Source organism: Alcaligenes sp. RM2 (genome assembly GCF_052931795.1).
Genome location: NZ_JBRFIO010000004.1, coordinates 279,795 through 303,348 on the forward strand (window position 1 = coordinate 279,795; position 23,554 = coordinate 303,348).

At 57.7% G+C, this 23,554-nt stretch carries 25 protein-coding genes; 21 read left to right on the forward strand and 4 right to left on the reverse strand.

The genetic code is table 11. From position 1 onward, the window contains the following. Positions 1–305: 305 nt before the first annotated feature. From ACU6HM_RS15040 to ACU6HM_RS15060, 5 genes are read left to right on the forward strand one after another with little or no spacing between them, the layout of a single operon-like run. Positions 306–926, forward strand: a complete 621-nt coding sequence (locus tag ACU6HM_RS15040) for a LemA family protein (protein WP_009460247.1) — start codon at positions 306–308, stop codon at positions 924–926. 20 nt (positions 927–946) lie between these two features. Next, positions 947–1,906, forward strand: coding sequence for a TPM domain-containing protein (locus tag ACU6HM_RS15045; RefSeq protein WP_009460245.1), 960 nt, complete (start codon positions 947–949; stop codon positions 1,904–1,906). A gap of 17 nt (positions 1,907–1,923) precedes the next feature. After that, entirely contained in the window at positions 1,924–2,421 is a 498-nt protein-coding gene (locus ACU6HM_RS15050; RefSeq protein ID WP_021447113.1) for a TPM domain-containing protein, read from the forward strand. Positions 2,422–2,436: 15 nt separating this feature from the next. Next, complete coding sequence (locus tag ACU6HM_RS15055) at positions 2,437–3,843, forward strand: DUF2868 domain-containing protein (RefSeq protein ID WP_021447112.1); 1,407 nt, start codon at positions 2,437–2,439, stop codon at positions 3,841–3,843. Next, entirely contained in the window at positions 3,840–5,288 is a 1,449-nt protein-coding gene (locus ACU6HM_RS15060) for a DUF3482 domain-containing protein (protein ID WP_250756461.1), read from the forward strand. Before ACU6HM_RS15055 ends, ACU6HM_RS15060 begins: the two co-directional genes overlap by 4 nt. Positions 5,289–5,299: 11 nt before the next feature. On the opposite strand, the gene ACU6HM_RS15065 is transcribed toward ACU6HM_RS15060, so the two are convergent. The 3 genes from ACU6HM_RS15065 to ACU6HM_RS15075 form a co-directional block, all read right to left on the reverse strand. After that, positions 5,300–5,743 (reverse strand): DUF488 domain-containing protein, encoded by a 444-nt coding sequence (locus ACU6HM_RS15065; protein ID WP_250756462.1) that lies wholly within the window; start codon positions 5,741–5,743, stop codon positions 5,300–5,302. 226 nt (positions 5,744–5,969) lie between these two features. Continuing rightward, positions 5,970–6,218, reverse strand: coding sequence for a GlsB/YeaQ/YmgE family stress response membrane protein (locus ACU6HM_RS15070; protein ID WP_009460226.1), 249 nt, complete (start codon positions 6,216–6,218; stop codon positions 5,970–5,972). Positions 6,219–6,368: 150 nt separating this feature from the next. After that, on the reverse strand, positions 6,369–7,937 hold the full coding sequence (locus ACU6HM_RS15075; protein WP_369326083.1) for an amidase: 1,569 nt from the start codon (positions 7,935–7,937) through the stop codon (positions 6,369–6,371). 142 nt (positions 7,938–8,079) lie between these two features. Here ACU6HM_RS15075 and ACU6HM_RS15080 point away from each other — a divergent pair, with 142 nt between their 5' ends. From ACU6HM_RS15080 to ACU6HM_RS15140, 13 genes are all read left to right on the forward strand, one after another. Beyond that, a complete protein-coding gene (locus ACU6HM_RS15080) occupies positions 8,080–8,976 on the forward strand; it encodes a LysR family transcriptional regulator (RefSeq protein ID WP_446764006.1) in 897 nt (298 codons plus the stop codon). A gap of 45 nt (positions 8,977–9,021) precedes the next feature. Continuing rightward, positions 9,022–9,621: an RNA 2',3'-cyclic phosphodiesterase gene (gene thpR / locus ACU6HM_RS15085; RefSeq protein WP_250756465.1), complete on the forward strand. Its 600-nt coding sequence runs from the start codon at positions 9,022–9,024 to the stop codon at positions 9,619–9,621. After that, entirely contained in the window at positions 9,618–10,556 is a 939-nt protein-coding gene (locus ACU6HM_RS15090; RefSeq protein WP_009460222.1) for a LysR family transcriptional regulator, read from the forward strand. Before thpR ends, ACU6HM_RS15090 begins: the two co-directional genes overlap by 4 nt. Before the next feature lie 197 nt (positions 10,557–10,753). Beyond that, a complete protein-coding gene (locus ACU6HM_RS15095) occupies positions 10,754–11,428 on the forward strand; it encodes a hypothetical protein (protein ID WP_446764007.1) in 675 nt (224 codons plus the stop codon). 37 nt (positions 11,429–11,465) lie between these two features. Further along, positions 11,466–12,434 (forward strand): TRAP transporter substrate-binding protein, encoded by a 969-nt coding sequence (locus tag ACU6HM_RS15100; RefSeq protein ID WP_446764008.1) that lies wholly within the window; start codon positions 11,466–11,468, stop codon positions 12,432–12,434. A gap of 15 nt (positions 12,435–12,449) precedes the next feature. Then, on the forward strand, positions 12,450–12,941 hold the full coding sequence (locus ACU6HM_RS15105) for a TRAP transporter small permease (RefSeq protein ID WP_035268627.1): 492 nt from the start codon (positions 12,450–12,452) through the stop codon (positions 12,939–12,941). Further along, on the forward strand, positions 12,934–14,229 hold the full coding sequence (locus ACU6HM_RS15110; protein WP_250756467.1) for a TRAP transporter large permease: 1,296 nt from the start codon (positions 12,934–12,936) through the stop codon (positions 14,227–14,229). Before ACU6HM_RS15105 ends, ACU6HM_RS15110 begins: the two co-directional genes overlap by 8 nt. A gap of 18 nt (positions 14,230–14,247) precedes the next feature. Further along, positions 14,248–15,066, forward strand: coding sequence for a peptidylglycine monooxygenase (locus ACU6HM_RS15115; protein ID WP_446764009.1), 819 nt, complete (start codon positions 14,248–14,250; stop codon positions 15,064–15,066). 64 nt (positions 15,067–15,130) lie between these two features. Beyond that, positions 15,131–16,267, forward strand: coding sequence for an ABC transporter permease (locus ACU6HM_RS15120; protein WP_009460199.1), 1,137 nt, complete (start codon positions 15,131–15,133; stop codon positions 16,265–16,267). Beyond that, positions 16,261–17,058, forward strand: a complete 798-nt coding sequence (locus ACU6HM_RS15125; protein ID WP_009460197.1) for an ABC transporter ATP-binding protein — start codon at positions 16,261–16,263, stop codon at positions 17,056–17,058. Before ACU6HM_RS15120 ends, ACU6HM_RS15125 begins: the two co-directional genes overlap by 7 nt. After that, positions 17,058–17,975 (forward strand): MlaD family protein, encoded by a 918-nt coding sequence (locus ACU6HM_RS15130; RefSeq protein ID WP_035268619.1) that lies wholly within the window; start codon positions 17,058–17,060, stop codon positions 17,973–17,975. The genes ACU6HM_RS15125 and ACU6HM_RS15130 overlap by 1 nt, the downstream gene beginning before the upstream one ends. Then, complete coding sequence (locus ACU6HM_RS15135) at positions 17,972–18,607, forward strand: ABC-type transport auxiliary lipoprotein family protein (protein WP_321216823.1); 636 nt, start codon at positions 17,972–17,974, stop codon at positions 18,605–18,607. The genes ACU6HM_RS15130 and ACU6HM_RS15135 overlap by 4 nt, the downstream gene beginning before the upstream one ends. 4 nt (positions 18,608–18,611) lie before the next feature. Next, positions 18,612–18,953: a hypothetical protein gene (locus ACU6HM_RS15140; RefSeq protein WP_042484679.1), complete on the forward strand. Its 342-nt coding sequence runs from the start codon at positions 18,612–18,614 to the stop codon at positions 18,951–18,953. Between the two features lie 196 nt (positions 18,954–19,149). Here the strand turns inward: ACU6HM_RS15140 and ACU6HM_RS15145 are convergent, their stop codons facing one another. After that, positions 19,150–19,830, reverse strand: coding sequence for an HAD family hydrolase (locus tag ACU6HM_RS15145; protein ID WP_446764010.1), 681 nt, complete (start codon positions 19,828–19,830; stop codon positions 19,150–19,152). Between the two features lie 206 nt (positions 19,831–20,036). On the opposite strand from ACU6HM_RS15145, the gene dctP reads away from it, so the two are divergent. The 3 genes from dctP to ACU6HM_RS15160 all read left to right on the forward strand — a co-directional run bounded on the left by dctP (position 20,037) and on the right by ACU6HM_RS15160 (position 22,993). After that, positions 20,037–21,011 (forward strand): TRAP transporter substrate-binding protein DctP, encoded by a 975-nt coding sequence (gene dctP, locus ACU6HM_RS15150; RefSeq protein ID WP_009460179.1) that lies wholly within the window; start codon positions 20,037–20,039, stop codon positions 21,009–21,011. Between the two features lie 132 nt (positions 21,012–21,143). Further along, entirely contained in the window at positions 21,144–21,668 is a 525-nt protein-coding gene (locus tag ACU6HM_RS15155) for a TRAP transporter small permease (RefSeq protein WP_009460178.1), read from the forward strand. Between the two features lie 2 nt (positions 21,669–21,670). Further along, positions 21,671–22,993 carry a TRAP transporter large permease gene (locus tag ACU6HM_RS15160; protein ID WP_369326087.1) on the forward strand — a complete coding sequence of 441 codons (1,323 nt, stop codon included), beginning with the start codon at positions 21,671–21,673 and terminating at the stop codon, positions 22,991–22,993. Positions 22,994–23,554 lie beyond the last annotated feature (561 nt).

Below are 23,554 nucleotides of genomic sequence, written 5' to 3' on the forward strand. Positions count from 1 at the left end.
GTGATTGGTGCGCTGCGCAATCTGCCATTATAGCGTGAAATTAGTAAAAATCCTCATTGACCATCTTGTATCATTTTGAGCGGTAGCGTTAAAACAACCTGCTTCAAACGTAAACGGTCAGGCGGATTGCCCTGCCGGATTTGACAGAAATTGTTAAGCGCCGCCATAGACGTACTTGTTATGCTGCGGTACGCGGTTTACGCTTGGCGTGCACGGACCGCCGGGCTCTGTTTGGCACGTGCCCGAGCAAATGGGTCGTAACCCGTTTTTGTTGTTTATCTGCTTATTTTTGCAGGAAAAAAATCATGACATCATGGATACGATGGGTCTTTATCAGCAGCGTGGCGGTTTTGCTGTCGGGTTGTGGGTATAACGAGATCCAGCGCCTGGACGAGCAGGTCAAGGCCGCTTGGTCGCAAACCTTGAATCAATACGAGCGCCGCGCCGAACTGGTGCCCAAGCTGGTCAGCTCGGTCAATGCCTATATGGTGAACGAGCGCGCGGTGCTGACGCAGGTTACCGAGGCGCGCGCCAAGGTCGGCACCATTCAGATGAAAGTGGATGATCTGGACAACCCCGAAGTGATGGCTCGCTTCCAGGAAGCCCAGAATCAGTTGTCTTCGGCGCTATCGCGTTTGATCGCCGTGTCGGAAAACTACCCGCAACTGAAAAGCGATGGCCTGTTCCGCGACTTGATGACGCAGCTGGAAGGCACGGAAAACCGTATTGCCACCGAACGCGGCCGTTATGTACAGACGGTGCAGGAATACAACCTGTTCATCCGTCAGTTCCCTACCCTGATTACCGCCAAGCTGTTTGGCTACAAGGTCAAGGAAAACTACGGTGTGGATCGTCAGAGCGAAATCACGCGTGACCCCGAGGTCAAGTTTGATATTCCTGCGACCCCCGCTCCTGCTGGGTATTGATTAATTCTGGAGGTGGAGTCATGAACGTGCACGATCTTGCACTGACTGCTGGGCCTGGGTCTGCACGTTCTGGCAGGCTGGTCTGGGCCTGTGGTTTGTTGATGGCCTTGTTATTGCTGTGCTGGCCCTGGACGCAGGCGCAGGCCAAACCTGAACCGATTCCCGCCATTGCGGGGTGGGTAACGGATACCACGGGCACCCTTAGCCCGGATCAAAAAGACGCCCTGAACCAGCAGCTCAAAGCCGTGGAACAGGAAAAGGGCGCGCAGGTCGTGATTCTGATGGTACCTACCACAGGCGAAGAAACCATCGAACAATACGCGTTGCGTGTCTTTGATCAGTGGGAAATTGGCCGCAAGAAAGTGGACGATGGCATCTTGCTGCTAGTGGCCAAGGATGATCGCCGTATGCGTATCCAGACCGGCTATGGTCTGGAAGGCGCGGTCACGGACTTGCAGGCGGGGCGCATCATCCGCGAACAGATGACGCCTCGTTTTATCGAAGGCAACTTCTATGCCGGTATCCAGGCCGCAGCCGATAGTCTGGTGGGTCTGGTCAACGGCGAAGAGCTTCCCCCTCCTCCTAAAAATGCCCCTGTCACCTCGTCGGGTGAAGAAGGTGTGTTCTGGGAGCCTTTGCTGGCTGTAGGCGCGATTGTATTTTTTGCTTCGCCTTTGTTTGCCGCCTTTGCTGCTGGTGTGTTCACGCTGGTGGTGTCGGGCAGTATTGGCCTGGCCCTGCTTGCCGCTGTTGTCGGTGCAGGCTTGAGCATGATTGGCCGACTCTTTGGGGCAGGCGGCAAGTCCAGTTCCGGGCGTGCCTCGCGCCGGGGTGGTGTCATTGGCGGCTTGGGCGGTTATTCCTCCGGTGGTTTTGGCGGGAATGGTGGCAGCAGTGGTGGTGGCTTCGGCGGTTTTGGCGGAGGCAGCGGCGGCGGTGGTGGCGGTAGCGGAGGCGGTGGCGCTTCCGGTAGTTGGTAAGGCCACAGGGGAGCGACATGAGTGTGAATTGGAAAGAATTGTCGGGTTGGGCATCGGTGCAAGGCCAATGGCTGCGCCGTCGTCATTTCAATGCCGAAATGTTGGGCCATCTGGCTGAGCAGATCCGCAAGGGTGAAGAGAACCATAGTGGTGAACTGGTCGTGGCGATTGAAGCGGTTTTGCCCGCCCATGAAGCCGATAGCGCCCAGCGTGCCCTTGAGGTCTTCGGTCGTTTGCGTGTCTGGGACACGCCCTTGAACTCCGGCGTCTTGCTGTATCTGGCCTTGGGTCAGCGCCGTATCCACATCATTGCAGACCGGGGTATCAAGGCCGATCAGGCTCAATGGGCGCAGATCTGTCAGCAGTTGGAAAAAGATCTGGCCTCGCGTGAGTATTTGTCTGGTTTGCTGGCCGCTGTCAGCGCGATTGAAACCGTCTTGCAGCAAGGAGCTCCAGCGCAGACTCCGGGCGCGGCGGCAGTCAATGCCTTGCCTGACGAACCTGTACTTCTTTAAGTGATGGCCAGTGCCATGAAACCGTCTGAATCCGTCGGCTCCTGGCAGCAGCAAACTCTGGTTGAAGCCATACGTTTGCGCGAGACCCTGTGGGGGCCTGTTGAAGACCTGTCTGAATCGCGCCGTGCGCGGGCTGCAGGCGGCCCCTTTGCCCAACGTGTGTCGGCTCGGGCCTTGGCGCTGGCGCGACGCGATGGGCTGGAACAAGCCTGGACGCGCTGGTGGCGTGTTGCCCGCCTTCTATTGATTGCCATGGCGGTGCTGGCTTTGCTGGCCGGGGCTGGTACAGCTGCGGGTGCATTGGGCGATGGCAGTCGAGCCGTGAATGTAGTGACGGCTTTGGGGGCGTTGCTGGGTCTGCACGTACTGACTTTTATTTTCTGGCTGTTCAGCCTGGCCTGGTCGGGCAAAAGTAGCGGCACAGGCAGTTGGGCCGGTGATGCCTGGTGGTGGCTTAGTCGCCGCTTCGTCAAAGGCGACGCCAGTCTGGTTCCCCAGGCTTTTGCCGCCGTGCTGGCGCGCCGGGGCAGCCAATCCTGGTTGGCCGGTCTGATCAGCCATAGCTTGTGGGTGCTGGCCTTTTTGTCGGCCCTGAGCACCCTGCTGCTACTGCTGGCCTCACGCCGCTATCACTTCAATTGGGAAACCACGCTTTTGACGCCGGATACCTTTGTCTGGCTGGTTGAAGGCCTGGGCGCCCTGCCATCCTTGTTGGGCTTTGCCCTGCCCGATACCCTCACCATACGTAGCAGCGATGGCCTGCAAATGCTCGATGCCCAGGCTCAGGCCCTGTGGTCCAGCTGGCTGTTGGGCGCGGTGGTGACTTACGGTTTGCTGCCTCGTGTGCTGGCTTTGGCCTGGAGCCTGTGGCAATGGCGTAAGCACACGGCTCGTCTGAGTCTGGACGACAGCTTGCCGGGTTTGGCAGAGCTGCGTCCTCGTTTGATGCCCGTTAGCGAGCCGACGGGTGTGGATGAATTGGCGTCGCCCGACAGAGTGGCGCGCATTCAAAACCAGCCAAGCACGCCTTTGGCGGCCAATGCACTGTGTGTGGTGGGGTTGGAGTTGCCACCAGAACATAGCTGGCCCCCTGCTTTCATGCAGGCGCAGATGCAGGATCTGGGGCGGGTGGACTCGCGGGCCGAGCGTCTGGATATTCTGGGCCGCTTGCAGTCTGCCAGCCCTCGTCATTTGTTGATGGTCTGTGATGCCGCTCAGACGCCGGATCGCGGGGTGGTGGCAACGCTGGTTGAATGGGCACAATTGGCCCAGCAGTCCGATGTGGTGTTGCTGGATGAAGCCATGGCCGATCCGGATCAAACGCGCCGTCGTAGCTGGCATGAGCGTTTGGTGGCGGCAGGCTTTGCGCCTGGGCAGATTCACGATCAATGGCCTGACTTGTCTTTGAAGGAGCCATCATGAGTGCTGCGGCTTTGACGCTGGCGGTGGTGGGTCACACCAATACGGGCAAGACCTCTTTGCTGCGTACCCTGACACGGGACACGGAGTTCGGTCAGGTCAGCAATAGCCCTGGCACCACACGGCATGTGGAAGGCGCCAGGCTGACGGTGGACGGCGAGGCTTTGGTGGAGTTGTTCGACACTCCTGGTCTGGAAGACAGCATGGCCTTGCTGGACTTCATGGATCAGCTCAGCCAAGCCGGTGAACGTATTGATGGGCCAGAGCGGGTACGTCGTTTTCTGGAATCCCCAGCGGCACAGGGCCGTTTCGAGCAAGAAGCGCGCGTGTTGCGCAAGCTGCAATCCTGCGATGCAGGCTTGTATGTGGTGGATGCGCGCGATCCGGTCTTGAGCAAGCATAAGGACGAACTGACCTTGCTGGCCTATAGCGGGCGGCCGTTGCTGCCTGTTCTCAATTTCGTTCGTAGCCCGCAGGCGCGGGTGCAGGAATGGCGCAGTGCCTTGGCGCGCTTGGGTCTTCATGCCTTGGCGGAATTCGATACAGTGGCACCGGCTTTGGATGGCGAGGCCTTGCTGTACGACAAGCTGGCGGTGCTGCTGGAGACGCATGCTGGGGTGTTGCAGCAGTTGAAGGTGGATTTGGCGCAGCAGGCAGTATTGCGGCGTCGGGATGCCTTGCGCTTGCTGGCAGAGCTGTTGATTGATGTGGCGGCCTGGCGTGTCAGTACACCCTCGGACAAGGAGTCCATGGAGCTGGCGGCACAGCAGCTAAGGGAGCCGGTGTTGGCGCGCGAAGCCAAGAGCGTGCAGGCTTTGCTCAAGCGCTACAGCTTTGGCCGTCAGGATGTGGTGGCGGATTTGCTGCATTTCGAGGGCGGCCGTTGGGGCATGGACTTGTTTGATCCCCAGGCTTTGAAGGAATTTGGCGTGCAGTTGGGCAAGGGTGTGGCTGCAGGTGCCATGGCAGGCGCCACGCTGGATGTGATGACAGGTGGCCTGAGCCTGGGAACCGGGACGGTTCTGGGCGCCTTGGCCGGTGGTTTGTGGCAAGGCGCGGATAAGTGGGGCCAGCGTTTGATGGGCAAGTTGCGGGGCGAGACGGAACTTAGCGTGGATGATGCCGTGCTGCGTTTGCTGGCTGTGCGGCAGCTAAGCTTGATTGCGGCTTTGGAGCGGCGCGGTCATGCCGCACAGACGCCGATTCGCCTGGGCGAGATTGATGCCGAGAATTTCGATCAGGCCTTGCAGCGGGAATTGAATGTCTGGCGGGCGCAAGGCCTGCCGGAGGAACTGGCGCAGGCACGGATACATCCGACCTGGTCTACCTTGCGCTCAGACTATGCGCCGGATTCGCGGCGGGAGACCTGTGTGCAGAGCTTGGTGCAGCGTTTGCTGGGGGCGCGTAATGGGCCGAATGCTAACGCTGTCAGGCAGGCGCAGGAATAATAAACCCCGGCTTATTTCTTTTCATCTTTCATTAAGTGCGCATAGCAAACCGGCGAGCTGGGTTCATTGCCGTCGTGTATGCGATCTTCTTCAAGCAAAGCCTGAATCACAGCCTGTTTGAGCACCGTCAGGTACGAGGTTTGCGGGTCGTGGGTGGCGGTTAGCAATTGCAGTTCGCCTTTGCGGGCCAGCTTCATCAAGGAGAGCAAGGAATCAGGATCATGCTCTAGCTGTTCCTGATAGCGACGCTGGAATTGCTCGGGCGAAAGATCGCCGCTATGAAAGCTTTTGCGTAATTCACTTGTGGGGCTGGCCTCGTGCAGCCACTGGATGTCGCCCAATTCGCCTTTGCTCAGGCCGCGTGGCCAGAGGCGGTCTGTGAGTACCCGGGCCGATTTGCCGGCAGGCTCATGGACGGCGTCGTAAATGCGACTCAAGGTGATGGTGTAGGGCATGACTGGCTCCGGGAGCGTCAGGCTTTTTGTGTTTACGCGCTGGCGGTCAATGACTTATTGTCTATTTTTTCTGTGAGTCAGAGTCGCGTATCGACAGGTATCGGCGAATCGAGCCTCATGCAGACTAGCAAATGGTTGTGTAGCAGCCTTGCAGCCGTGTGTGGTGATGTTTCGGATCGCCAATCACATTAGCTGCAAGGCTGCCGTTTTGTATTTATACGGCGTTTTACGCTTTCTTGCTGACCAGTCCGTAGATAAACAGGACGATGATGGCACCCACAATGGAACCGATCCAGCCTGCGCCTTCACCAGGCACGTACCAGCCCATGGTTTGTCCCAGGTAGCCTGCGACAAAGGAGCCGACAATACCCAGGATGGTGGTCATTATCCATCCCATTTTTTGATCGCCAGGCATGATGGCTCGTGCCAGCAAGCCTACGATAAAGCCCACAATAATCATGGAGATAATACCCATCGTGCTACTCCTGTTCTGTGTTTGCCGGTCTGGGATTCGGACCGCTCTGCTTATCTTAGGTATGGAGTTTTTAGGCGTCTATCGTTTTGCGTTTTTGAAACAGTTAAAAACGTCAGGTTTTGTAAATGGAGGGTGTGTAATCAGATTTGCTTAAGTCAGCAAGGCAGGTTTACGTTTTTGCACCCACTGTGTGGCCTGCTCATAGGCGTAGGACAGTTGCAGCACCGCCATGTCGGCCTGTGCAGGGCCCATGATCTGTAAGCCCATGGGCAATCCGGCTTCGTTAAAGCCCGCAGGCACGTTCATGACGGGCAGCCCTGCCAGAGAGCCGCCGATCACGATTTCCATCCAGCGGTGGTAGGTGTCCATTCTGCGCCCGGCGATTTCGCCAGGCCAGTGGGTGGTGCCAGCAAAGGGGAAGACCTGGGCGGTAGGCAGCACCAGATAGTCGTAGGTCTGGAACAGCTTGCGCAGGCTTTCGTACCATTTGCTGCGGTTGATGGAGGCTTGATAGACCTGCGCCCCGCTCAGGTTCAGGCCCCCCGCTACTTCCCAGATCGCCTCAGGCTTCATTTGGGCGCGCAGTTCCGGTTTGGCGTACAGGCCCTGTGCGCTTCCGGCTACGGTGAAGTGGCGCAGCGTCAGCCAGGTTTGCCATAGCTGCTCCATGGAGTAGTCGGGCTGGGCCGCTTCAACGGTGCAGCCTATGGCTTCAAAGCTCTTCAATGCGTTTTGGCACAGGTCCAGGATGCCGGCTTCCATAGGCAGGTAACCGTTGTAGTCGCCCAGCCAGCCAATGCGGGTGCCTTTGAAGTCGCGTTGCAGTTTCCCGGCGAATTGTTGTGGGTCTTGACCGATGCTAAGCGGGGCGCGAGCATCGAAACCGGCCTGGGTGGACAGCAGCATGGCCAGGTCGGACACGGTACGGCCCATGGGGCCTTCGTAGCCCATTTGCTGGAAGAACACTTCGGAGGACGGGCCATAGGGCACGCGGCCTTGGGAGGGGCGAAAGCCGTAGACGTTGTTGAAAGCACCGGGGTTGCGCAGGGAGCCCATCATGTCGCTGCCATCAGCGACGGGCAACATGCGGGTGGCCAGGGCCACGGCGGCCCCGCCACTGCTGCCGCCAGCACACAGATCGGGCTGGTAGGCATTGCCGGTGGTACCGAACACGGAGTTGTAGGTATGCGACCCCAGGCCAAATTCCGGGGTATTGGTTTTACCGATCAGAATGGCACCGGATTGCCGCACGCGCTCCACGACAATGGCATCTTGTTTGGGCAGATAGTCCTTGAAAATCGGTGAACCGCTGGTGGTGACAATATCGACCGTGGCCGCCAGATCTTTGGGTGCCTGGGGCATGCCGTGCATCCAGCCCATGTACTGACCAGCTTTCAGTTGCTGATCGCGCTTGTCGGCCTGGGCCAGCAGGCCGCTGCGTTCTTGCAGGGACACAATGGCATTGACCTTGGGGTTCACACGGGCGATGTGGTCCAGATAGGCCACCATCACTTCGTGGCAGGAGACTTGGCGTTGTGCGATCCAGCCCGACAGAGTCAACGCGTCGGCCATGATGATGTCTTGAGCCGTGCCCGGACCGGGAGCGGTTTTTGCGAAGGCCTGACGTCCCAGGGAAGGGGCCATACCCGCCAGCGACAGCAGTCCGGTGGTTTTCAAAAAGCGGCGGCGTGTACCCAGCGGCGTTGGGGAATCAGTCATGTTTGTCTCCGGTGTTTTTGTAGGGCCATCCAAGTGGCCAAGCCATTCTATGCAGGTACAATGCGCGGCTCAAACGCCAAAAAATCATCAAGTTGATGCGGTCTGTGCATAAGCCGACTCAAGCGTCAGCAAGGGGACAAGCATGGACTTTCGCAAGCTGCGGCACTTTGTGGCCGTTTGCGAACACGGTACGTTTCACCGGGCCGCGCAAGCTGTCCACTTAAGCCAGTCTGCCTTGAGCCGTAGCATTCAGGCTCTGGAGCAGGAGCTGGGTGTGCCGCTGTTTGATCGCAGCAGTCAGCGCATTTTCTTGACGCCTTATGGTCGGGTACTGCTGGAGCGAGCCCCCCGGGTTTTGCAGGAAGGCCGTGCCTTGCAGCGCGAGCTGGCCTTGCTGCAGGGCGAGGACGCGGGCAGTCTGCGTTTGGGCTTAAGTTCGACCCCCGCCGCGGTCTTGCTGCATCCGTGCATGGTGGCGCTGCTCGACGAGTACCCGCGTTTGCGTGTGGACGCGGTGATTGGCCGCACGCTGGAACTGATCGAAGGTTTGCGCCGGGAACACTACGATATGGTGGTGCTGGACGTCAGCGCGGTGACTGATGTGCGTGGCCTGGATATTGAGTATTTGCCTGCCATGGAAGGCGATATGCTGGTACGCGAAGGCCACCCGCTGTTGCAGCTGGAGTCGCTGGACTTTGCTGCGATCAGCCAGTATCCCGTGGCCTGCTCCGTGATCAGTGATGATTTGACCGACCGTCTGATTGCCGAGTTTGGCGCCCAAGGCCATCCCGACAGCTTTGTACGCTTTTGTTGTGATAGCTTCAGCATTCAGCGCGATGTGGTACTGGATAGCGATATGGTCTTGATGAGTGTGCTGGCGGCGGTACGGCGCGATATTGATGCCGGTGATCTGGTGCCGCTGGGCCTGTTTTCTTCTTCCTTGTCCGGGCACTATGCCTTGGTGCGTTTGTCGGGTCGCACGCAACTGCCGGCTCTGGATATTGTGTACGATCTGGCGCGTCGCCTGTGCAGGGCCTAGGCTAGACGCCCCGCTTTCTGATCTGCCTTGTTTGAGGGTTTGCTGATGACGATTCCCTTGCCCATTCTGGACCTGAAGCAGTCAGGTGCCGAACACGTTTTTCGCGCTTTCATTGGCTGGTGGCCAGACGCGCAAACCCGCGCCTGGCTGGCGGAGCAGGCGCTGCACGCACATGCGATTTATGGCGGGCGGATGATGCAGCCTGATCACTTTCACTTGACCCTGGCGTTTCTGGACGGCAGCCGTGTGTCGGATCTGCAGACTTTGGCGACACAGATGGCGCAATGGACGGTGCCGCAGATCAAGTTGGATCTGACCATACGGGATGTATTCGAGAAACCAAGGGTAGTGTGGGCCGGGCCGGACGAGTCGCAAACTCAGGCACTGGCGGCCTTGCAGCAGTGGCATGATGAGATCTGGGCCAAGCTGAGTGCTTTAGGCTGGACGCAGCCGCCGCGTCGTTTTCGCCCGCATGTGTCCTTGCTGCGCCATGCGCGGATTGCCGCCGGTCAGTCCCATTGCCATGCTTTGCCCACGCAGGCCTTTGTGGGTGATGGTGCCGGTCTGATCGTGTCCGTTCCCGGTGAGCTGCGTAGCCAATATCATCTGGCCGCCCTGATGAAGCCTGAAAGGACAGGTGCATGAATATCCGCTTTTTAGAAACCTTTATCTGGATTGCCCGTTTGGGTAGTTTCCGTGCGGCAGCGAACAAGCAGCATCTGACACAAGCCGCCGTGTCGGGGCGGATTGCAGCCCTGGAAGCCGAGTTCCAGAAAACCCTGTTCGAGCGGGGCCACCGCGATCTACGCCTGACTCCCGCAGGTCGAAAATTGATGCAGTACGCCGAGCAGATGCTGGGCATGGAACATGATTTGCGTGAAGCTCTGGCAGGCTCCAGCCGCTTGAGTGGACGGGTGCGCCTGGGCGTGGTCGAGTCCATTGTGCATACCTGGTTCAAGGATTTGATTCGTCAGCTGCATGCGCTCTACCCCGAACTGGAAATTGAGCTGACCGCCGAGTCCACCTTGCGCCTTCACGACTTGCTCAAGCGCGGCACCATTGATGTGGCCTTGCAGACCGACCCCATCATGGGGGACGGCATACGCAACTTGCCCATGGGCTCCATGCGCATGGGCTGGGTATGCATGGCCGATGAGTCCATGCCGGTACGCAGCGGTTTGCAGGAGCTGGTGCAACGCTGGCCTTTGGTGACCTTCCCTCGTGGTTCCCAGCCGCATCTGGCCTTGGTGCAGCTGCTTGAGCCCTTGCCTGTGGATCAGGCCCGGATTCACTACGTTTCTTCAATTGCCGCCAGCACGCAATTGATCGAAGCCCAGCCTTGCATTGCCACCTTGCCCCTGGCGGCAGTCAGCCGTCAGCTGGATAGCGGTCTGTACCAGGAAATTGTTTGCGAACATGCCTTGCCTGATTTGCGCCTGGTTGCCAGTTGGCGGCCCGACCCTTTAACGCAGACCGCTCAAGCGGTGATTGGCGTGGCGCTGGAGCGCATGCACCATTTTGCTGCCCAGCATCCTGGCCTGGCTTTACCCCCGCCAGACACGCGTGTCTTCGCGATTTAGCCTTTGAGGGTTTTCCCCTTGCCTGCGCATGTGTACTGAGCGTGGGCTTGCTTGATAATCTATATACCGCGCCATTCGCTTGATCTGATCGCTTTTTCTTATTGCCCCAGGCTGAAATAAACCGTTTGGAATCTGCTTGGCAGCCGTTGGACACTCCCACAAAGAGTGTGCAATGACCTTGATTCGGGAGGGCTGTCGTGTCTGCTACTTTTCGCACTGATCGTGATGCGCCGGGGGAACTGTTCATCTGGACAGACATCGCCCCAGAGCATGAGCAGGATTTCAATCAATGGTATGAGCGCGAGCACATGGCTGAACGCGCTGCCATACCGGGTTTTCAATGGTCGCGCCGTTATGTGCGTCAAGGCGCCGGGCGCAAGTATCTGGCCTTGTATCGCACCGAGTCCCTGCGGGTTTTTGGGACGGCGGAATACAAGAAGGCCTTTGAGCAGCAAACGGATTGGTCCAATACCAACTTTGCCCGCATGAGCAATACCCAGCGGCGCGTGATGGTGGTGTCCTTGCTGGGAGGGGTTGGCACCGGGGCCGTGGTCTTGCTGGTGCGTGTGCCGGAGGTGGCTCAACGGGAAGCCCTGGCACGTCAATGTGCCGCCTATCTGGAACAGACCGATGGCCTGCTGGCCTTGCGTGTGCTGACGCCAGACCCAGAGCTTTCGACCCCTTTGCCGTCCGAGGATACGCAGCAGCGCAGCCTGGACCCCTACCTGGTGGCGGATCTGACCACCTTGAATGCCGCTCGTACCCTGGCTGCCCGTTTGCAGCAGGATCTGGGGGTGGCGACCAACGATGTATCCGAGTTTTCTTTGTTGTGGGATCTGCAGTCACGGGATCTGAATGCAAGCCGCTCATAAGGCGGCCATCACCTCAATTCTTGGGAGAAGCGACATCATGATCAAAAAACTACTTTCCATGGCTTGCGTTCTGGCGCTGGCTGGCACCGCGCAGGCGGCGACCAACTGGAACATGAGTACCGAGCAGCCTGATAACAACTTCCTGACGCAAAACGCGCGTGAGTTTGCGGCAGACATCAAGGCGGCCACCAACGGGGAACTGAATATCAACGTGCAGTCGAACTCGGTGCTGCTCAAGCGCCCCGAGGTCAAGCGCGGTGTACAGCAAGGTGTGGTCCAGGCTGGTGAAATGCTGGTGGCGGCCATTGGCAACGAAGATCCTTTGTTCGAGGTCGATAGTGTGCCGTTCCTGGCCTCGTCCTTCGATCAGTCGGAAAAACTGTGGAAAGCCACTCGTCCCTTCCTGGCCGAGCGTCTGGACAAGCAAGGCATTGTGCTGGTCTATGGCTCGCCCTGGCCACCACAAGGCATCTACACCAAAAAGCCGGTGGAGCAGCTCTCTGATCTGGCTGGTGTCCGTTTCCGTGCCTACAGCCCCGCTACCAGCCGCCTGGTTTCCTTGATGGGAGCAGTGCCCACCACGGTGCAAACACCCGAAGTGCCTCAGGCGTTTTCTACCGGCATTATTGATGCCATGCTGACTTCGCCCGCAACCGGGGTGGATTCGCAGGCTTGGGACTACGTGAAGTATTACTACGACGCCCAGGTCTTCATTCCACAAAGCTTTGTGATCATCAATAAGCGCGCCTTCCAGCGCCTGCCTGAAACTGTGCAAAAAGCCGTGCTGGATGCGGGTGCACGTGCCGAGGAGCGAGGTTGGGCCATATCGCGCGAGCAAACGTCCAAGTTGACGCAAACCATGGCGGATAAAGGCATGGTAGTGGGTAATCTCAGCGAAAAACTGTCCAGCGAAATGCACGCGATTGGTCAAACCATGACCGAAGAGTGGCTGAAGAAAGCCGGTGCAGATGGTCAGAAGTTGCTTGACGCTTACCGTCAACCATAAGCAAGGGGTGCGTCCATGATCGTTCTGGAGCGTATGGCCAGAGTCTGCGGCGCACTGGCCGCATTCTTCCTGTGTTTGATCGGGGTTGTGGTGACTGCGCAGATTGTGGCGCGCCTGTTTTCCATGCAAATACCCGCCTCGGATGACTTTGCGGGCTGGTTTATGGCGGCGTCTATTTTCCTGGCGCTGCCTTATGCCATGTTGCGCGGGGATCATATCCGCGTCACGCTTTTGCTGCAGGTGATTCCTGAGCGTTTGCATCGCCCGTACGAGCTGCTGGCCACCACGATTGGTCTGGTGCTGGCCGCCTGGTGCACTTGGGAGACGGCTCATTTTGTTTATGAGTCCTTTATCTACAAGGAAGTGGCCCAGGGCATGGTGGCGGTACCTCTGTGGATTCCGCAACTGGGTATGCCGATTGGTCTGGGATTGTTGACCCTGATGTTGTTGCGGCGCTTGCTGCACGCGGCGCAAGGTCAAACACTGGAGGCAACTGAACATGGCTGATTTATCTCAGGCAATAGTGCTGTTTGTTGTTCTGCTTGCCTTGCTGGCCAGTGGCGTGTGGGTGGCGCTGGTTCTGATCGCTTGCGGTATTTTGTCTATCTTTCTGTATGCCGACGCGCCTGCGGGCATTATCTTTGCCACCAAGGCCTGGGACTCTTCGGCCAGTTGGGCCTTGACGGCCTTGCCCCTGTTTATCTGGATGGGGGAAATTCTGTATCGAACGCGGTTGGCTGAAGATATGTTCAGCGGCCTGGGGCCGTGGGTACAGCGTTTGCCTGGGCGACTGGTGCACGTGAACACGTTTGGTTGCGGTATCTTTGCCGCGGTCAGTGGTTCCTCGGCGGCAACGGCGGCGACCATCGGGCGCATCTCCTTGCCCGAGTTGAAAGCGCGCGGCTACGACGACAGCATCAGCATTGGCTCCCTGGCCGGAGCAGGGACCTTGGGCCTGTTGATTCCACCGTCCATTGTGATGATTGTGTATGCCGTTGCTGCTCAGGTTTCCATCATCCGCCTGTTTGTGGCGGGTGTGCTGCCCGGCATCATGCTGATGTGCCTGTTCTCGCTGTACATCGCGATCTGGTCCTTGCGCCACCCGGACCGTGTGCCTGCTGATGTCGAAACCTTGACCTGGGGCGAGAAAGTTCGCCGTCTGCGCTTGCTCTTGCCCGTGGTGCTGCTGATCATGGCGGTGATCGGCTCGATCTACGGCGGTATCGCCACCGCCACCGAAGCCGCGGTGCTGGGTGTGATCGGCTCTTTGGTCATCGCTGCGTTTGGACGATCGCTTAACTGGAAGAATTTTGTGGAGAGTTTGCTGGGGGCGGCACGGACCTCCTGCATGATTTCCTTCATCCTGATCGGTGCTGCTTACCTGACCAGTGCCATGAGCTTTACCGGACTGCCTGCGAATCTGGCCGCCTGGATCGGCTCCCTGGGTCTGAGCCAATACGCCTTGATTGCCGTATTGACTGTGTTTTTTGTGATTCTGGGTGCGTTCCTGGATGGCATCTCGATTGTGGTCCTGACCACATCGGTCTTGCTGCCTGCCGTGATTGCGGCGGGTATTGATCCAATCTGGTTCGGTGTCTACCTGATCCTGACAGTGGAAATGGCGCAGATCACCCCGCCTATTGGCTTTAACCTGTTTGTGATTCAGGGCATTACCGGACGCAATCTGTTTGAGCTGGTGCGCATGGCGTTTCCGTTTTTCCTGTTGCTGGTTCTGGCGACAGCCCTGGTGACGATATTCCCGCAAATCGTCATGGTCTTGCCCAACGCCATGTAAGGGGGAAGGGAGATGGCAATGGCTTACGTAACTCTGGGTTCTCAGCGCTACAAGGTAGAGCGCGCCTGGACTCAGGCGGACATCAGCAGTATCACCAGTGTGGCGGTGCTGGCTGATGGGCGCATCGCCGCCTTGCTGCGTCGCCCGGCCTGCGTGCTGGTGCTGGCACCGGATGGGCAGGTGTCGGCGCGCTGGCCTCTGGAGGAAATCCTGTGTCCGCACCATATCAGCGCCCGGCCGCAAGGTGGGGTGCTGGTCACGGATCTGGACGGGCATCAGGTTCTGGCGCTGGACGCCCAAGGCAATGAGCAATGGCGTTTGGGCAAACCCGAGCAGCCTCGCTGGCAAGAGCCCTTCAACCATCCCACGCATGCTGTCGAGTGCGCCGATGGGGGCTTATGGGTCACCGATGGCTACGGCAATACGGTGGTCCATCGCTTTGACCCGCAACGCCAATGGCTGGCGGCATTAGGCGCGCCGGGCTCTGGTCCCTTGCAGTTCAGCACCCCCCATATGCTGGCCTGTGCCGCCGACGGCTCGGTCTGGGTGGCTGACCGGGAGAACAACCGTGTCCAGCATCTGGATGGGCAAGGCCGTTATCTGGGCGAGCTGCGTCCCATGCACAAGCCCATGGCGGTAGCTGTGCAAACAGACGGTGCGGTGTTAGTTAGTGACCAAACGGCCAGTCTGTCCTTGTTCGACTCGGATTCGGGCACCTTGGTGGGACGTTGCCGGGTACAAGGCGTGTACGGGCACGGCCTGTCCGCCGGTTTGGATGGGCGTATTTATATAGCGGAAATGTTGCCGGATTGTTTGACCTGCTTACAGCCTGCTTAATTGTCCACAAAGCATGAAAAAGTAGCCGGCGCTATGGAAGCTCTCAGAGCAAATCCATTAGACTATGCGCATGAATACGTCCGTGCCTCTGTATGTTCGTACAGATTCCTCCGGCCAGCTGCAATTGCTAGGCGATTGGTCCTTGCGTCACTACGAAGCGCTGCAAAGCAGTTTGCGCTCGCTCAGTGACAAGCAGGGCCGTTGGTCTTTGGATTTCAGCGAACTGAAGTCCTTGGACACCACGGGAGCTCAAGTTCTGTGCGAATGGCTGGGTGCCGAGCGCGTGCAGGCGGCCTTGGACAGTGCTCAAGGCTTGTCCAAGGAGCGCCATCAATTATTGCAAACCGTTGCCAAGGCGATGAGCCGCATGGACCATGAGCAGTTGGTTCCGGCGCGTTGGGGCATTACAGATTTGTTCGAGCGCGTGGGCTTGTCCATGGTCCATATTTCGCGCAATGTGCGCGAGCTGTTGGGTTTTATCGGCCTGACGCTGGAAACCCTGATTCTGAACATGCTGCGGCCCAGCCAGTGGCGCGTTACGTCGATCGTGGCGCAGCTGGAAGAGACGGCCTTTAACGCCGTCCCTATTGTGGCCTTGCTGACTTTTCTGGTGGGCGCGGTGATTGCGTTTCTGGGGGCGACGGTGTTGGCGGACTTTGGTGCCACCATTTACACCGTAAACCTGGTCGGCTTTTCCTTTTTGCGTGAATTTGCAGTGCTCTTGACCGCAATCCTGATGGCAGGCCGCACCGCCAGTGCCTTTACCGCGCAGATCGGCTCCATGAAAGCGAACGAGGAAATCGACGCTTTGCGCGCCCAGGGCTTGAATCCCATGCTGATTCTGGTCATTCCGCGTGTACTGGCCATGTTGCTGGCCATGCCTATTTTGACCTTTGTGGGTATGGTGGCCGGGATCTTTGGCGGTGGGCTGGTCTGCGCCCTGATTCTGGATATTTCACCCACCATGTTCATCAATATCTTCAATCAGGATATTGATTTGCGGCACTTTGTGCTGGGTATGGCCAAGGCCCCGATCTTTGCCTTTTTGATTGCCGTCATCGGTTGCCAGGAAGGGTTTAAAGTCACCGGTAGCGCCCAGTCCGTGGGTGAACACACGACCTCGGCGGTGGTGCAGTCCATCTTTATCGTGATCCTGATTGATGCGCTGGCAGCGCTGTTCTTCATGGAGATGGGATGGTAGAGGCCACCGCTCGTCCCATTATTCAAGTACGTGACCTGGACAATCGCTTTGGCGATCACGTTGTGCACGAGCATCTGGATATGGATGTGTATCCTGGTGAAATCGTGGGCGTGGTGGGCGGCTCCGGCACGGGCAAGTCCGTGCTGCTGCGCTCCATTCTGGGATTGCGCCCGCCTACTGGCGGCACAGTACGCATTTTTGATCAGGAAATAGGCACGTTGTCGCCCGAAGCCCGTTCGAGGCTGGAGCGTCGTTTAGGCGTGCTGTTCCAGCAAGGGGCTTTATTCTCCTCGCTGACGGTGGTGGAAAACATTGCCATGCCCCTGATCGAGCATATTGGCTTGTCCCGGTCTTCTGCAGAACATATCGCCGCCATGAAAATGTCTCTGGCGGGTTTGCCGGCCAACGCGGCCACCAAATATCCGGCAGAGCTGTCCGGTGGCATGATCAAGCGTGCCGCTCTGGCACGTGCTCTGGCACTGGACCCGGAAATTCTGTTTCTGGACGAACCCACTGCCGGGCTGGACCCGGTCGGTGCGGGGGATTTTGACCAGCTTATTTTGACCTTGCGCGATGCGCTGGGATTGACCGTGTTTCTGGTTACACACGATCTGGATACGCTCTACACCATTTGTGATCGAGTGGCCGTGCTGGCGCAAAAGCGTGTGCTGGTTAACGACACATTGGCGCGCGTAGAGCAAGTTGATAACGACTGGATCCGGGAATATTTCCACGGTCCACGGGGACGGGCCGCCGAACAGGCCCAAAACCGTCGTCAGGAGCATAGTTAATGGAACCGCGTGCCCATCATGTATTGATCGGGGTCTTTACCTTGGTAGTGGCTGTGGCTGCTGTCCTGTTCTCGCTTTGGCTGGCCAAGGCGGGGCAAGATGCCGAGACCCGCGATTACGATATTGTCTTTCTGGAAGGTGTGCGTGGTCTGTCTCGTGGCAGCGCCGTGCAGTACAACGGCCTGCGGGTTGGTGAGGTGCGCTCGCTGCGCCTGGACCCGAACGACTTGCAGCGTGTGCGTGCGCAAGTGTCAATTCAGGCCGCCATCCCTATTCACGAAGATACCCAGGCTCGCCTGGCACTGGCTGGCATTACCGGCCAATCCGTGATTGAACTTAGCGGGGGGACACCGAACAGCCCCTTGCTGGAAGCCACCGGCGATAACCTGCCCATGATCGTGGCTTCGCCTTCCCCTCTGGCTCAGTTGATGGCCGGTGGTGAAGAGTTGATGACGCAAATTTCCAAGCTGCTGGAGAACGCCAATACCTTCTTGTCGTCCGAGAACTCCAAGTCCCTGTCCGCCAGTTTGCAAAAGCTGGAAGCCTTGATGGGCCAGCTCTCGACCGCTAGCGAAGGCGTGCCATCCTTGGTCAAGGAGTTGTCCCAGGCCAGCCAGCAAGCCACCACCTTGCTGTCGTCTACACAAGGTCTGGTAGACCGTCAGGGTACGCAAGCCATGAATGCCATCCAGAAATCCATGGAGGATTTCAGCCGTGCCACACAAAGCTTGAACAAGCTGTTGGAGCAGAATTCGGCCGCTATTGGCCGGGGTGCTCAGGGTCTGACCGAGATCGAACCCGCCTTGCGTGAATTGCGTCAGGTGCTGGCCGGTTTCCGTGCCGTCACCTCCCGTCTGGAAGATAATCCAGCCGGGTACCTCTTGGGTCGCGACAAATTACAGGAGTTCACACCATGATGCCCACTGTTGTGCGTCGTTTCTTGCAGGTATCGCTAGTCGGTCTGGCCGTTTTGTCCACCGCCTGCTCGGTCCTGCCTCAGGCCGAATCCCTGACGTATTATCAGCTTCCCGCTACCAGTTTGAAGGCCCAGCAAGCGCCCGCTTCGCATAAGAGTCTGATTATTCAGGTGAACCGGCCCCACGCCGAGCGCCTGCTGGCCAGCTCGCGCATTACGGTTCTGCCTCAAGGTAACGAGCTAAGTGCCTACAAAGGCGTACGCTGGGGTGACGATGTGCCCGCCTTGTTGCGTAATCGACTGGCCGATGCCTTGCGTGACTCGGCTCAGTTCCGGGCGGTTGTGCTGGATACCGAATCTGTCATCGCTGATGTGGAAGTGGGCGGGACGCTGGGAGCATTCCAGGTCGAGTATATTCAGGGCGCCCCACGGGTACGGATTCAGTTTGATGCGCTAGTACGCGATCAGCGCTCGGGCCAGTTGATTCAGACCCGTCGCTTTGTCGCTCAACAGGATGTTGTCGGCACGGCCGTGCCACAGGTGGTTGAAGCATTTGGGCAGGCCACAGATGCCTTGTCCTTGCAGGTCAGCCAATGGTTAGCTTCTTTAACGGTCCAGGCTAATACTTTTTAATGATATGTACGAGTCGCGCGATCAGCCCTTGATTTCGGGGTGGCAATTTACCAAGCGCCTGTTGGCGCATGCCCTTATCGGTATTGTTTTTGTGGCCTTTTCTCTGATGCTGGGTGCATTGGGCCATATGTGGTTTGAAGAGAATGTGCACTGGCACGATGCGGCCTTGAATGCCGCCATGATGGTCGGTGGGCTGGGGCCGATGGCCTTGCCTGAAACGTGGGCTGGCAAGGTATTCTTTGCCATTTATGGCGCGTATATCAGTCTGGTACTGGCCGCGACTTTCGGTCTGATTATTGCCCCTGTGCTGCATAGAATTTTGCACACCTTCCATCTGGAAGACTAGGCAACAGAAAAAAGGCCCCACACTACGCTTTTCGGTTTGCTGCCGCCCGAGGGGGCTTTTTATTGGCGGCACCGAGTCTTAAGACGGTCTGGCGGCAAAAAAGGCACTGTGTTTTGAGCAGTTCCAACAGGTGGGATCTCCCTCTTTTGAAGAAACTGCCTAAAACACAGCGCCTTTTCTATTGCTTCGCTGTGAATCAGCTTTGTACCCGTTCCTGCTCCAACTTGGCGATCAAAGCGGGTAGCTCGTCCATGCGGCGGAAGGTGTCACGCACACCCAGGCGGCGCAAATCCTCCTCCTTATCAGGAACCGGGCAGTAGCCCAGCACCGTGGCGCCTGCGGCCAGGCCTGCACTTGCGCCAGTCACGCTGTCTTCCACGACCAGGCATTGTTGCGGGTCAACGCCCAGCCCTTGAGCGGCGGCCAGATAGACATCCGGGTATGGCTTGTTGCGTGGCGTTTCAGCGCCGCTATAGATATGGGTGCCGAAGTAATCCAGCAGACCAGTCTGGCCCAGTTGCAACACCAGCTTGGCGCGGTCAGCGCCGGACGCGCAGGCAATCATGCCGGGCTTGTCGCGCAGGATCGCATCCAGCGTGTCCTGAATACCGGGAATGGCCATGACTTCATTGGTCAGTGCGTGGTTGCGGCGCATGCGAAAGGCCATCACCCATTCCATATCCAGATCTTTACCTGTCATCTTGCGCACGGTGGGCAGCTCGTCGGGTAGCGCCTTGCCAATGAACCAGTCATAGCACTGCTCATAAGTCATCACCCAGCCTTCTTCTTGCAACATATCCCGCAGTACACGAACCGTGATTGGCTCGCTGTCTACCAGCACACCGTCACAATCAAACAGCACAGCGGAAAATGTCATGGGTAATACCTTTTAAGCCAATAAAACTAGAAGTCTGTGATGATACAGCAGGCCGTCCGCATACAGAATTCAGGTGCAATATCGGCGCCAGACCTTATGGGTCCGTAGCGTGCTTAGTGAAAACCCCGACTTATAAATAATTGATTATTGATATATTTATATCTAAACTAAAATTTCATAACAAACCTTTCTGCGGAAGTTCCGTCATGGTGAATAAAACAACTCGGGTGGTGGCAGCGGCCTTGCTGGCTTTGGGAATGGCTGGCGCGCAGGCAGCGGAAGTAACGCTGAAAGCGGTATCTGTCTTTACGATGGACACCTTCTTTACCAAGCGCTTCAAACAGTTTGTGGACAAGGTCAACGCAGAAGGCAAGGGCCTGGTGCAGATCAACGTGATTGGTGGTCCAGAGGCCATTCCTCCTTTCGAGGTAGGTAACGCGCTACGTTCCGGCGTGATTGATTTTGCCAATACCACAGCCGTATTCCACGCCAATCTGGTGCCTGAAGCATTGGCTTTGACGCTGACGGAAAAACCCATGAGCGAGCTGCGTCAGAACGGCGGCTACGAGCTGATGGACAAGATTCACCGCGAGAAAGCCAACATCACCTGGCTGGCTCGTACGACAGATGGTTTGCAATACCACATCTATACCAACAAGCCTGTGACCTCGGCAGACCTGTCGGGCTTCAAGCTGCGTGGCGTGCCTGTGTACCTGTCCTTCTTCCGCGAAATTGGCGCAACGCCGCTGCAGATTCCACCGGGCGAGGTCTACACCGCGCTGGAGCGCGGCGTGGTGGACGGCTATGGCTGGCCTTCCGTAGGCGTGATGGAAATGGGCTGGCATGAAAAGACCAAATACCGTGTCGAGCCAGGCTTCTACAACGTGGAAGTGGGTTTCTTCATGAACCAGAAGAGTTGGGAAAAACTGGACGAAGACCAGAAAGCCTTCATGCGCAAGCAAATCGAGTGGATGGAGTCGCAGAACGTGACAGAACACCAGATGGCAATTGATGAAAAAGCGGCTACCGAACAAGCCGGTGTGCAAGCCTTGGTTCTGGAACCTGACGTAGCTCGTGCCTTGCGTACCAAGGCTTACGAAGCAGGCTGGGCCGGTATCGATAAATCCAGCCCCAAATACGCCGCGCAACTGCGCGAACTGTTTGGTGGTTATCAGCCTTAAACAAGATTGCTGATTACGTAGTTTTTGACAGTGGACATTGCGCCCTTGGGGACAGTGTCCACTTTTTGATGGTGCCATACGGGCGGCAAGATGCCCGCTCTTTCAGTGACTTTGATCTGCGGAGAAGACGCGATGTCTGCTGCAACTGCCCCGGAAGGCCAGCCTTCCAACACGACCTGGGGGCGTCCTTACGCTCTGTTAATGAACGCTTGCGGAGCCGTTGCGGCGCTGACTTTCGGGCTGATGAGCCTGCTGGTTTGTGCCGACGTGGTGCTGCGCAACCTGGGTTACGACGCGCTGTCCACCAGCGTGGAAGTAACCGAATACATGCTGATCATTGCCACCTTCGTGGCAGCGCCGTGGGTGCTGTACCTGGGCGGCCATATCCGTATCGACGTGCTGTTCAACAATCTGCCCACGTTTGTCCAGCGCTTGCTGGACCTGATCTCCAACCTGCTAGGTCTGGTGGTTTGTGGTGTGTTGGCCTGGCAATGTGCCGTCGTCGCTCTGGATGCTCACGAGCAAGGAGCCATGGTATTTAAAGCCCTGGTGTTCCCGGAGTGGTGGCTGAATCTGCCTTTGCTGTTTGGTGCATCCATGCTGGCGCTGGAATTCCTGCGCCGCCTGATTTCCCGTCCTGTTGAGCAAGGAGTCTGAGCATGGAATGGCACATGGCCTTGATCCTGCTGCTGGGATCACTTTTTCTCTTGATGGCCATCGGCACACCGGTGGTCTTTGCCTTCCTGTCCGTGAACTTGCTGGGCGCGTGGCTGTTTCTGGGTGAAGCGGCTGGTTTGGCCCAATGGGCGCGTAACACCACCGCCTCTATTGGCAGCTTTTCCTTAACGCCCATCCCATTATTCGTCCTGATGGGCGAGGTGTTGTTCCACACCGGATTGGCCTTCAAAGCCATCGACTCCATCGAACGCATGATCTCGCGCGTGCCGGGCAAACTGTCCATCGTCAGTATTTTGGGCGGTACGACCTTCGCTACATTGTCGGGTTCGTCCATTGCCAACACCGCCATGATGGGCGGCGTGATGCTGCCAGAAATGCTGCGTCGCGGTTATCACCCCACCATGGCCATGGGACCCATCATGGCGGTAGGCGGTATCGCCATGCTGATCCCACCTTCGGCTCTGGCCGTCATGCTAGGTAGCCTGGCGGGCATCTCCATTGAACGACTACTGATTGGCGGCATCCTGCCCGGCATGTTGATGGCAGCAGGCTTCCTGGCCTACGTGGTCGTGCGCAGCCGCCTGCGTCCGCAAGACGCGCCCATGAGCGACGAAGATCCAGCCACTCGCCTGAAAGGCTGGGCCTTGTGGAAACCCTTCGTGTTCAACGTCGTGCCATTGCTGGGTATCTTTATTGCGGTGGTTGGCTCGATGCTGGCCGGTTGGGCATCGCCCACTGAGTCGGCCGCGATCGGCGTCGTGGCTTCGGTGATCGCCACCATCGCCTACCGTGCCCTGACCCTGAAAGCACTGTGGAAGAGCCTGATCGAAACTGCCAAAGTGTCGGTTGTGATCCTGTTCATCCTAGCCGCCTCCACCACCTTCGCCCAGCTGCTGAGCTTTTCTGGAGCTAGCGCAGGCTTCCTGGGCATGATCAAAGACTACGACCTGTCGCCCTTCGTGCTGGTTATCTGCATGCTCCTGGTGCTGCTGGTCATGGGCATGGTGCTGGACCAAATCTCCATGATGATGATCGCTTTGCCCTTCTTCATGCCTTTGGCTCTGGCCGCAGGTGTGGATACCGTCTGGCTGGGTGTAATGATCCTGATCGCACTGGAGATCGGCTTGCTGACGCCACCGTTTGGCCTGTTGCTGATCGTGATGCAAAGCGTGGCACCCCCGTCCATCCGTTTGCCCCACATCTACCGAGCCGCTGTGCCCTTCCTGGTCATAGAAGTCGGCATCCTGGCCCTGGTCTTGTTCGTTCCCTGGATTGCCGTGGGCTTGCCAGGACTGATCGGCTAAGACAGAGCAGGCAGTCTGAAAGCGGGACAATAAGGATGTTGTCCCGCGAAGAAAGCTGGAGTCTGGAAAAGCTTTCCAAACTAAAAAACCTCAGTTCGGCAGATGCCAAACTGAGGTTTTTTTATGCTCGATAGTGCTGACCATTTTTTGCCGCCTATTTATGTGCAGCAAAGTGATTGATGTGGAAGCGGCGCATAAAAACTTAAATGATTTTTCTGCCTGTTGCTGAGGTCGATTCTGGAGCCGAGCAGGACGCAGGCAGTGTGTGTATCGACAGCGTTCAAGTCAGTTTTTAAGGCTTAAGCGCATAAGCCGCTACGTTTTTAACCTGTGTAGTAAAGCGCACTCAGACATTGGCAAGTACGGGCTTAGGACAGTGACTGTTTACTCCCATCTTTCCAAGCAATTCCTTTCATCCAGCAGCTCCACGATCAACCTTTACTACGATCAGCGATCCCGTTAAGAACACTAAGTCGGAGCATTCAAACCCCGATCAGCAATCGTCCGATAAAAGATGCTGTGAGCTGATTGAGGGGCTGTCCCGGTGTTGGGGCGGATCAG

Bases quoted from the DNA above. Each gene is read 5' to 3' on its own strand.
- ACU6HM_RS15055 (WP_021447112.1), top strand. From the start codon at position 2,437: ATGAAACCGTCTGAATCCGTCGGCTCCTGGCAGCAGCAAACTCTGGTT.
- ACU6HM_RS15045 (WP_009460245.1), top strand. From the start codon at position 947: ATGAACGTGCACGATCTTGCACTGACTGCTGGGCCTGGGTCTGCACGT.
- ACU6HM_RS15115 (WP_446764009.1), top strand. From the start codon at position 14,248: ATGGCTTACGTAACTCTGGGTTCTCAGCGCTACAAGGTAGAGCGCGCC.
- ACU6HM_RS15065 (WP_250756462.1), bottom strand. From the start codon at position 5,743: ATGCCCTACACCATCACCTTGAGTCGCATTTACGACGCCGTCCATGAG.
- ACU6HM_RS15075 (WP_369326083.1), bottom strand. From the start codon at position 7,937: ATGACTGATTCCCCAACGCCGCTGGGTACACGCCGCCGCTTTTTGAAA.
- ACU6HM_RS15155 (WP_009460178.1), top strand. From the start codon at position 21,144: ATGTCTGCTGCAACTGCCCCGGAAGGCCAGCCTTCCAACACGACCTGG.
- ACU6HM_RS15140 (WP_042484679.1), top strand. From the start codon at position 18,612: ATGTACGAGTCGCGCGATCAGCCCTTGATTTCGGGGTGGCAATTTACC.
- ACU6HM_RS15125 (WP_009460197.1), top strand. From the start codon at position 16,261: ATGGTAGAGGCCACCGCTCGTCCCATTATTCAAGTACGTGACCTGGAC.
- ACU6HM_RS15050 (WP_021447113.1), top strand. From the start codon at position 1,924: ATGAGTGTGAATTGGAAAGAATTGTCGGGTTGGGCATCGGTGCAAGGC.
- ACU6HM_RS15145 (WP_446764010.1), bottom strand. From the start codon at position 19,830: ATGACATTTTCCGCTGTGCTGTTTGATTGTGACGGTGTGCTGGTAGAC.
- ACU6HM_RS15080 (WP_446764006.1), top strand. From the start codon at position 8,080: ATGGACTTTCGCAAGCTGCGGCACTTTGTGGCCGTTTGCGAACACGGT.
- ACU6HM_RS15040 (WP_009460247.1), top strand. From the start codon at position 306: ATGACATCATGGATACGATGGGTCTTTATCAGCAGCGTGGCGGTTTTG.
- dctP (WP_009460179.1), top strand. From the start codon at position 20,037: ATGGTGAATAAAACAACTCGGGTGGTGGCAGCGGCCTTGCTGGCTTTG.
- ACU6HM_RS15070 (WP_009460226.1), bottom strand. From the start codon at position 6,218: ATGGGTATTATCTCCATGATTATTGTGGGCTTTATCGTAGGCTTGCTG.
- ACU6HM_RS15090 (WP_009460222.1), top strand. From the start codon at position 9,618: ATGAATATCCGCTTTTTAGAAACCTTTATCTGGATTGCCCGTTTGGGT.
- ACU6HM_RS15110 (WP_250756467.1), top strand. From the start codon at position 12,934: ATGGCTGATTTATCTCAGGCAATAGTGCTGTTTGTTGTTCTGCTTGCC.
- ACU6HM_RS15160 (WP_369326087.1), top strand. From the start codon at position 21,671: ATGGAATGGCACATGGCCTTGATCCTGCTGCTGGGATCACTTTTTCTC.
- ACU6HM_RS15105 (WP_035268627.1), top strand. From the start codon at position 12,450: ATGATCGTTCTGGAGCGTATGGCCAGAGTCTGCGGCGCACTGGCCGCA.
- ACU6HM_RS15060 (WP_250756461.1), top strand. From the start codon at position 3,840: ATGAGTGCTGCGGCTTTGACGCTGGCGGTGGTGGGTCACACCAATACG.
- ACU6HM_RS15100 (WP_446764008.1), top strand. From the start codon at position 11,466: ATGATCAAAAAACTACTTTCCATGGCTTGCGTTCTGGCGCTGGCTGGC.
- thpR (WP_250756465.1), top strand. From the start codon at position 9,022: ATGACGATTCCCTTGCCCATTCTGGACCTGAAGCAGTCAGGTGCCGAA.
- ACU6HM_RS15135 (WP_321216823.1), top strand. From the start codon at position 17,972: ATGATGCCCACTGTTGTGCGTCGTTTCTTGCAGGTATCGCTAGTCGGT.
- ACU6HM_RS15130 (WP_035268619.1), top strand. From the start codon at position 17,058: ATGGAACCGCGTGCCCATCATGTATTGATCGGGGTCTTTACCTTGGTA.
- ACU6HM_RS15120 (WP_009460199.1), top strand. From the start codon at position 15,131: ATGCGCATGAATACGTCCGTGCCTCTGTATGTTCGTACAGATTCCTCC.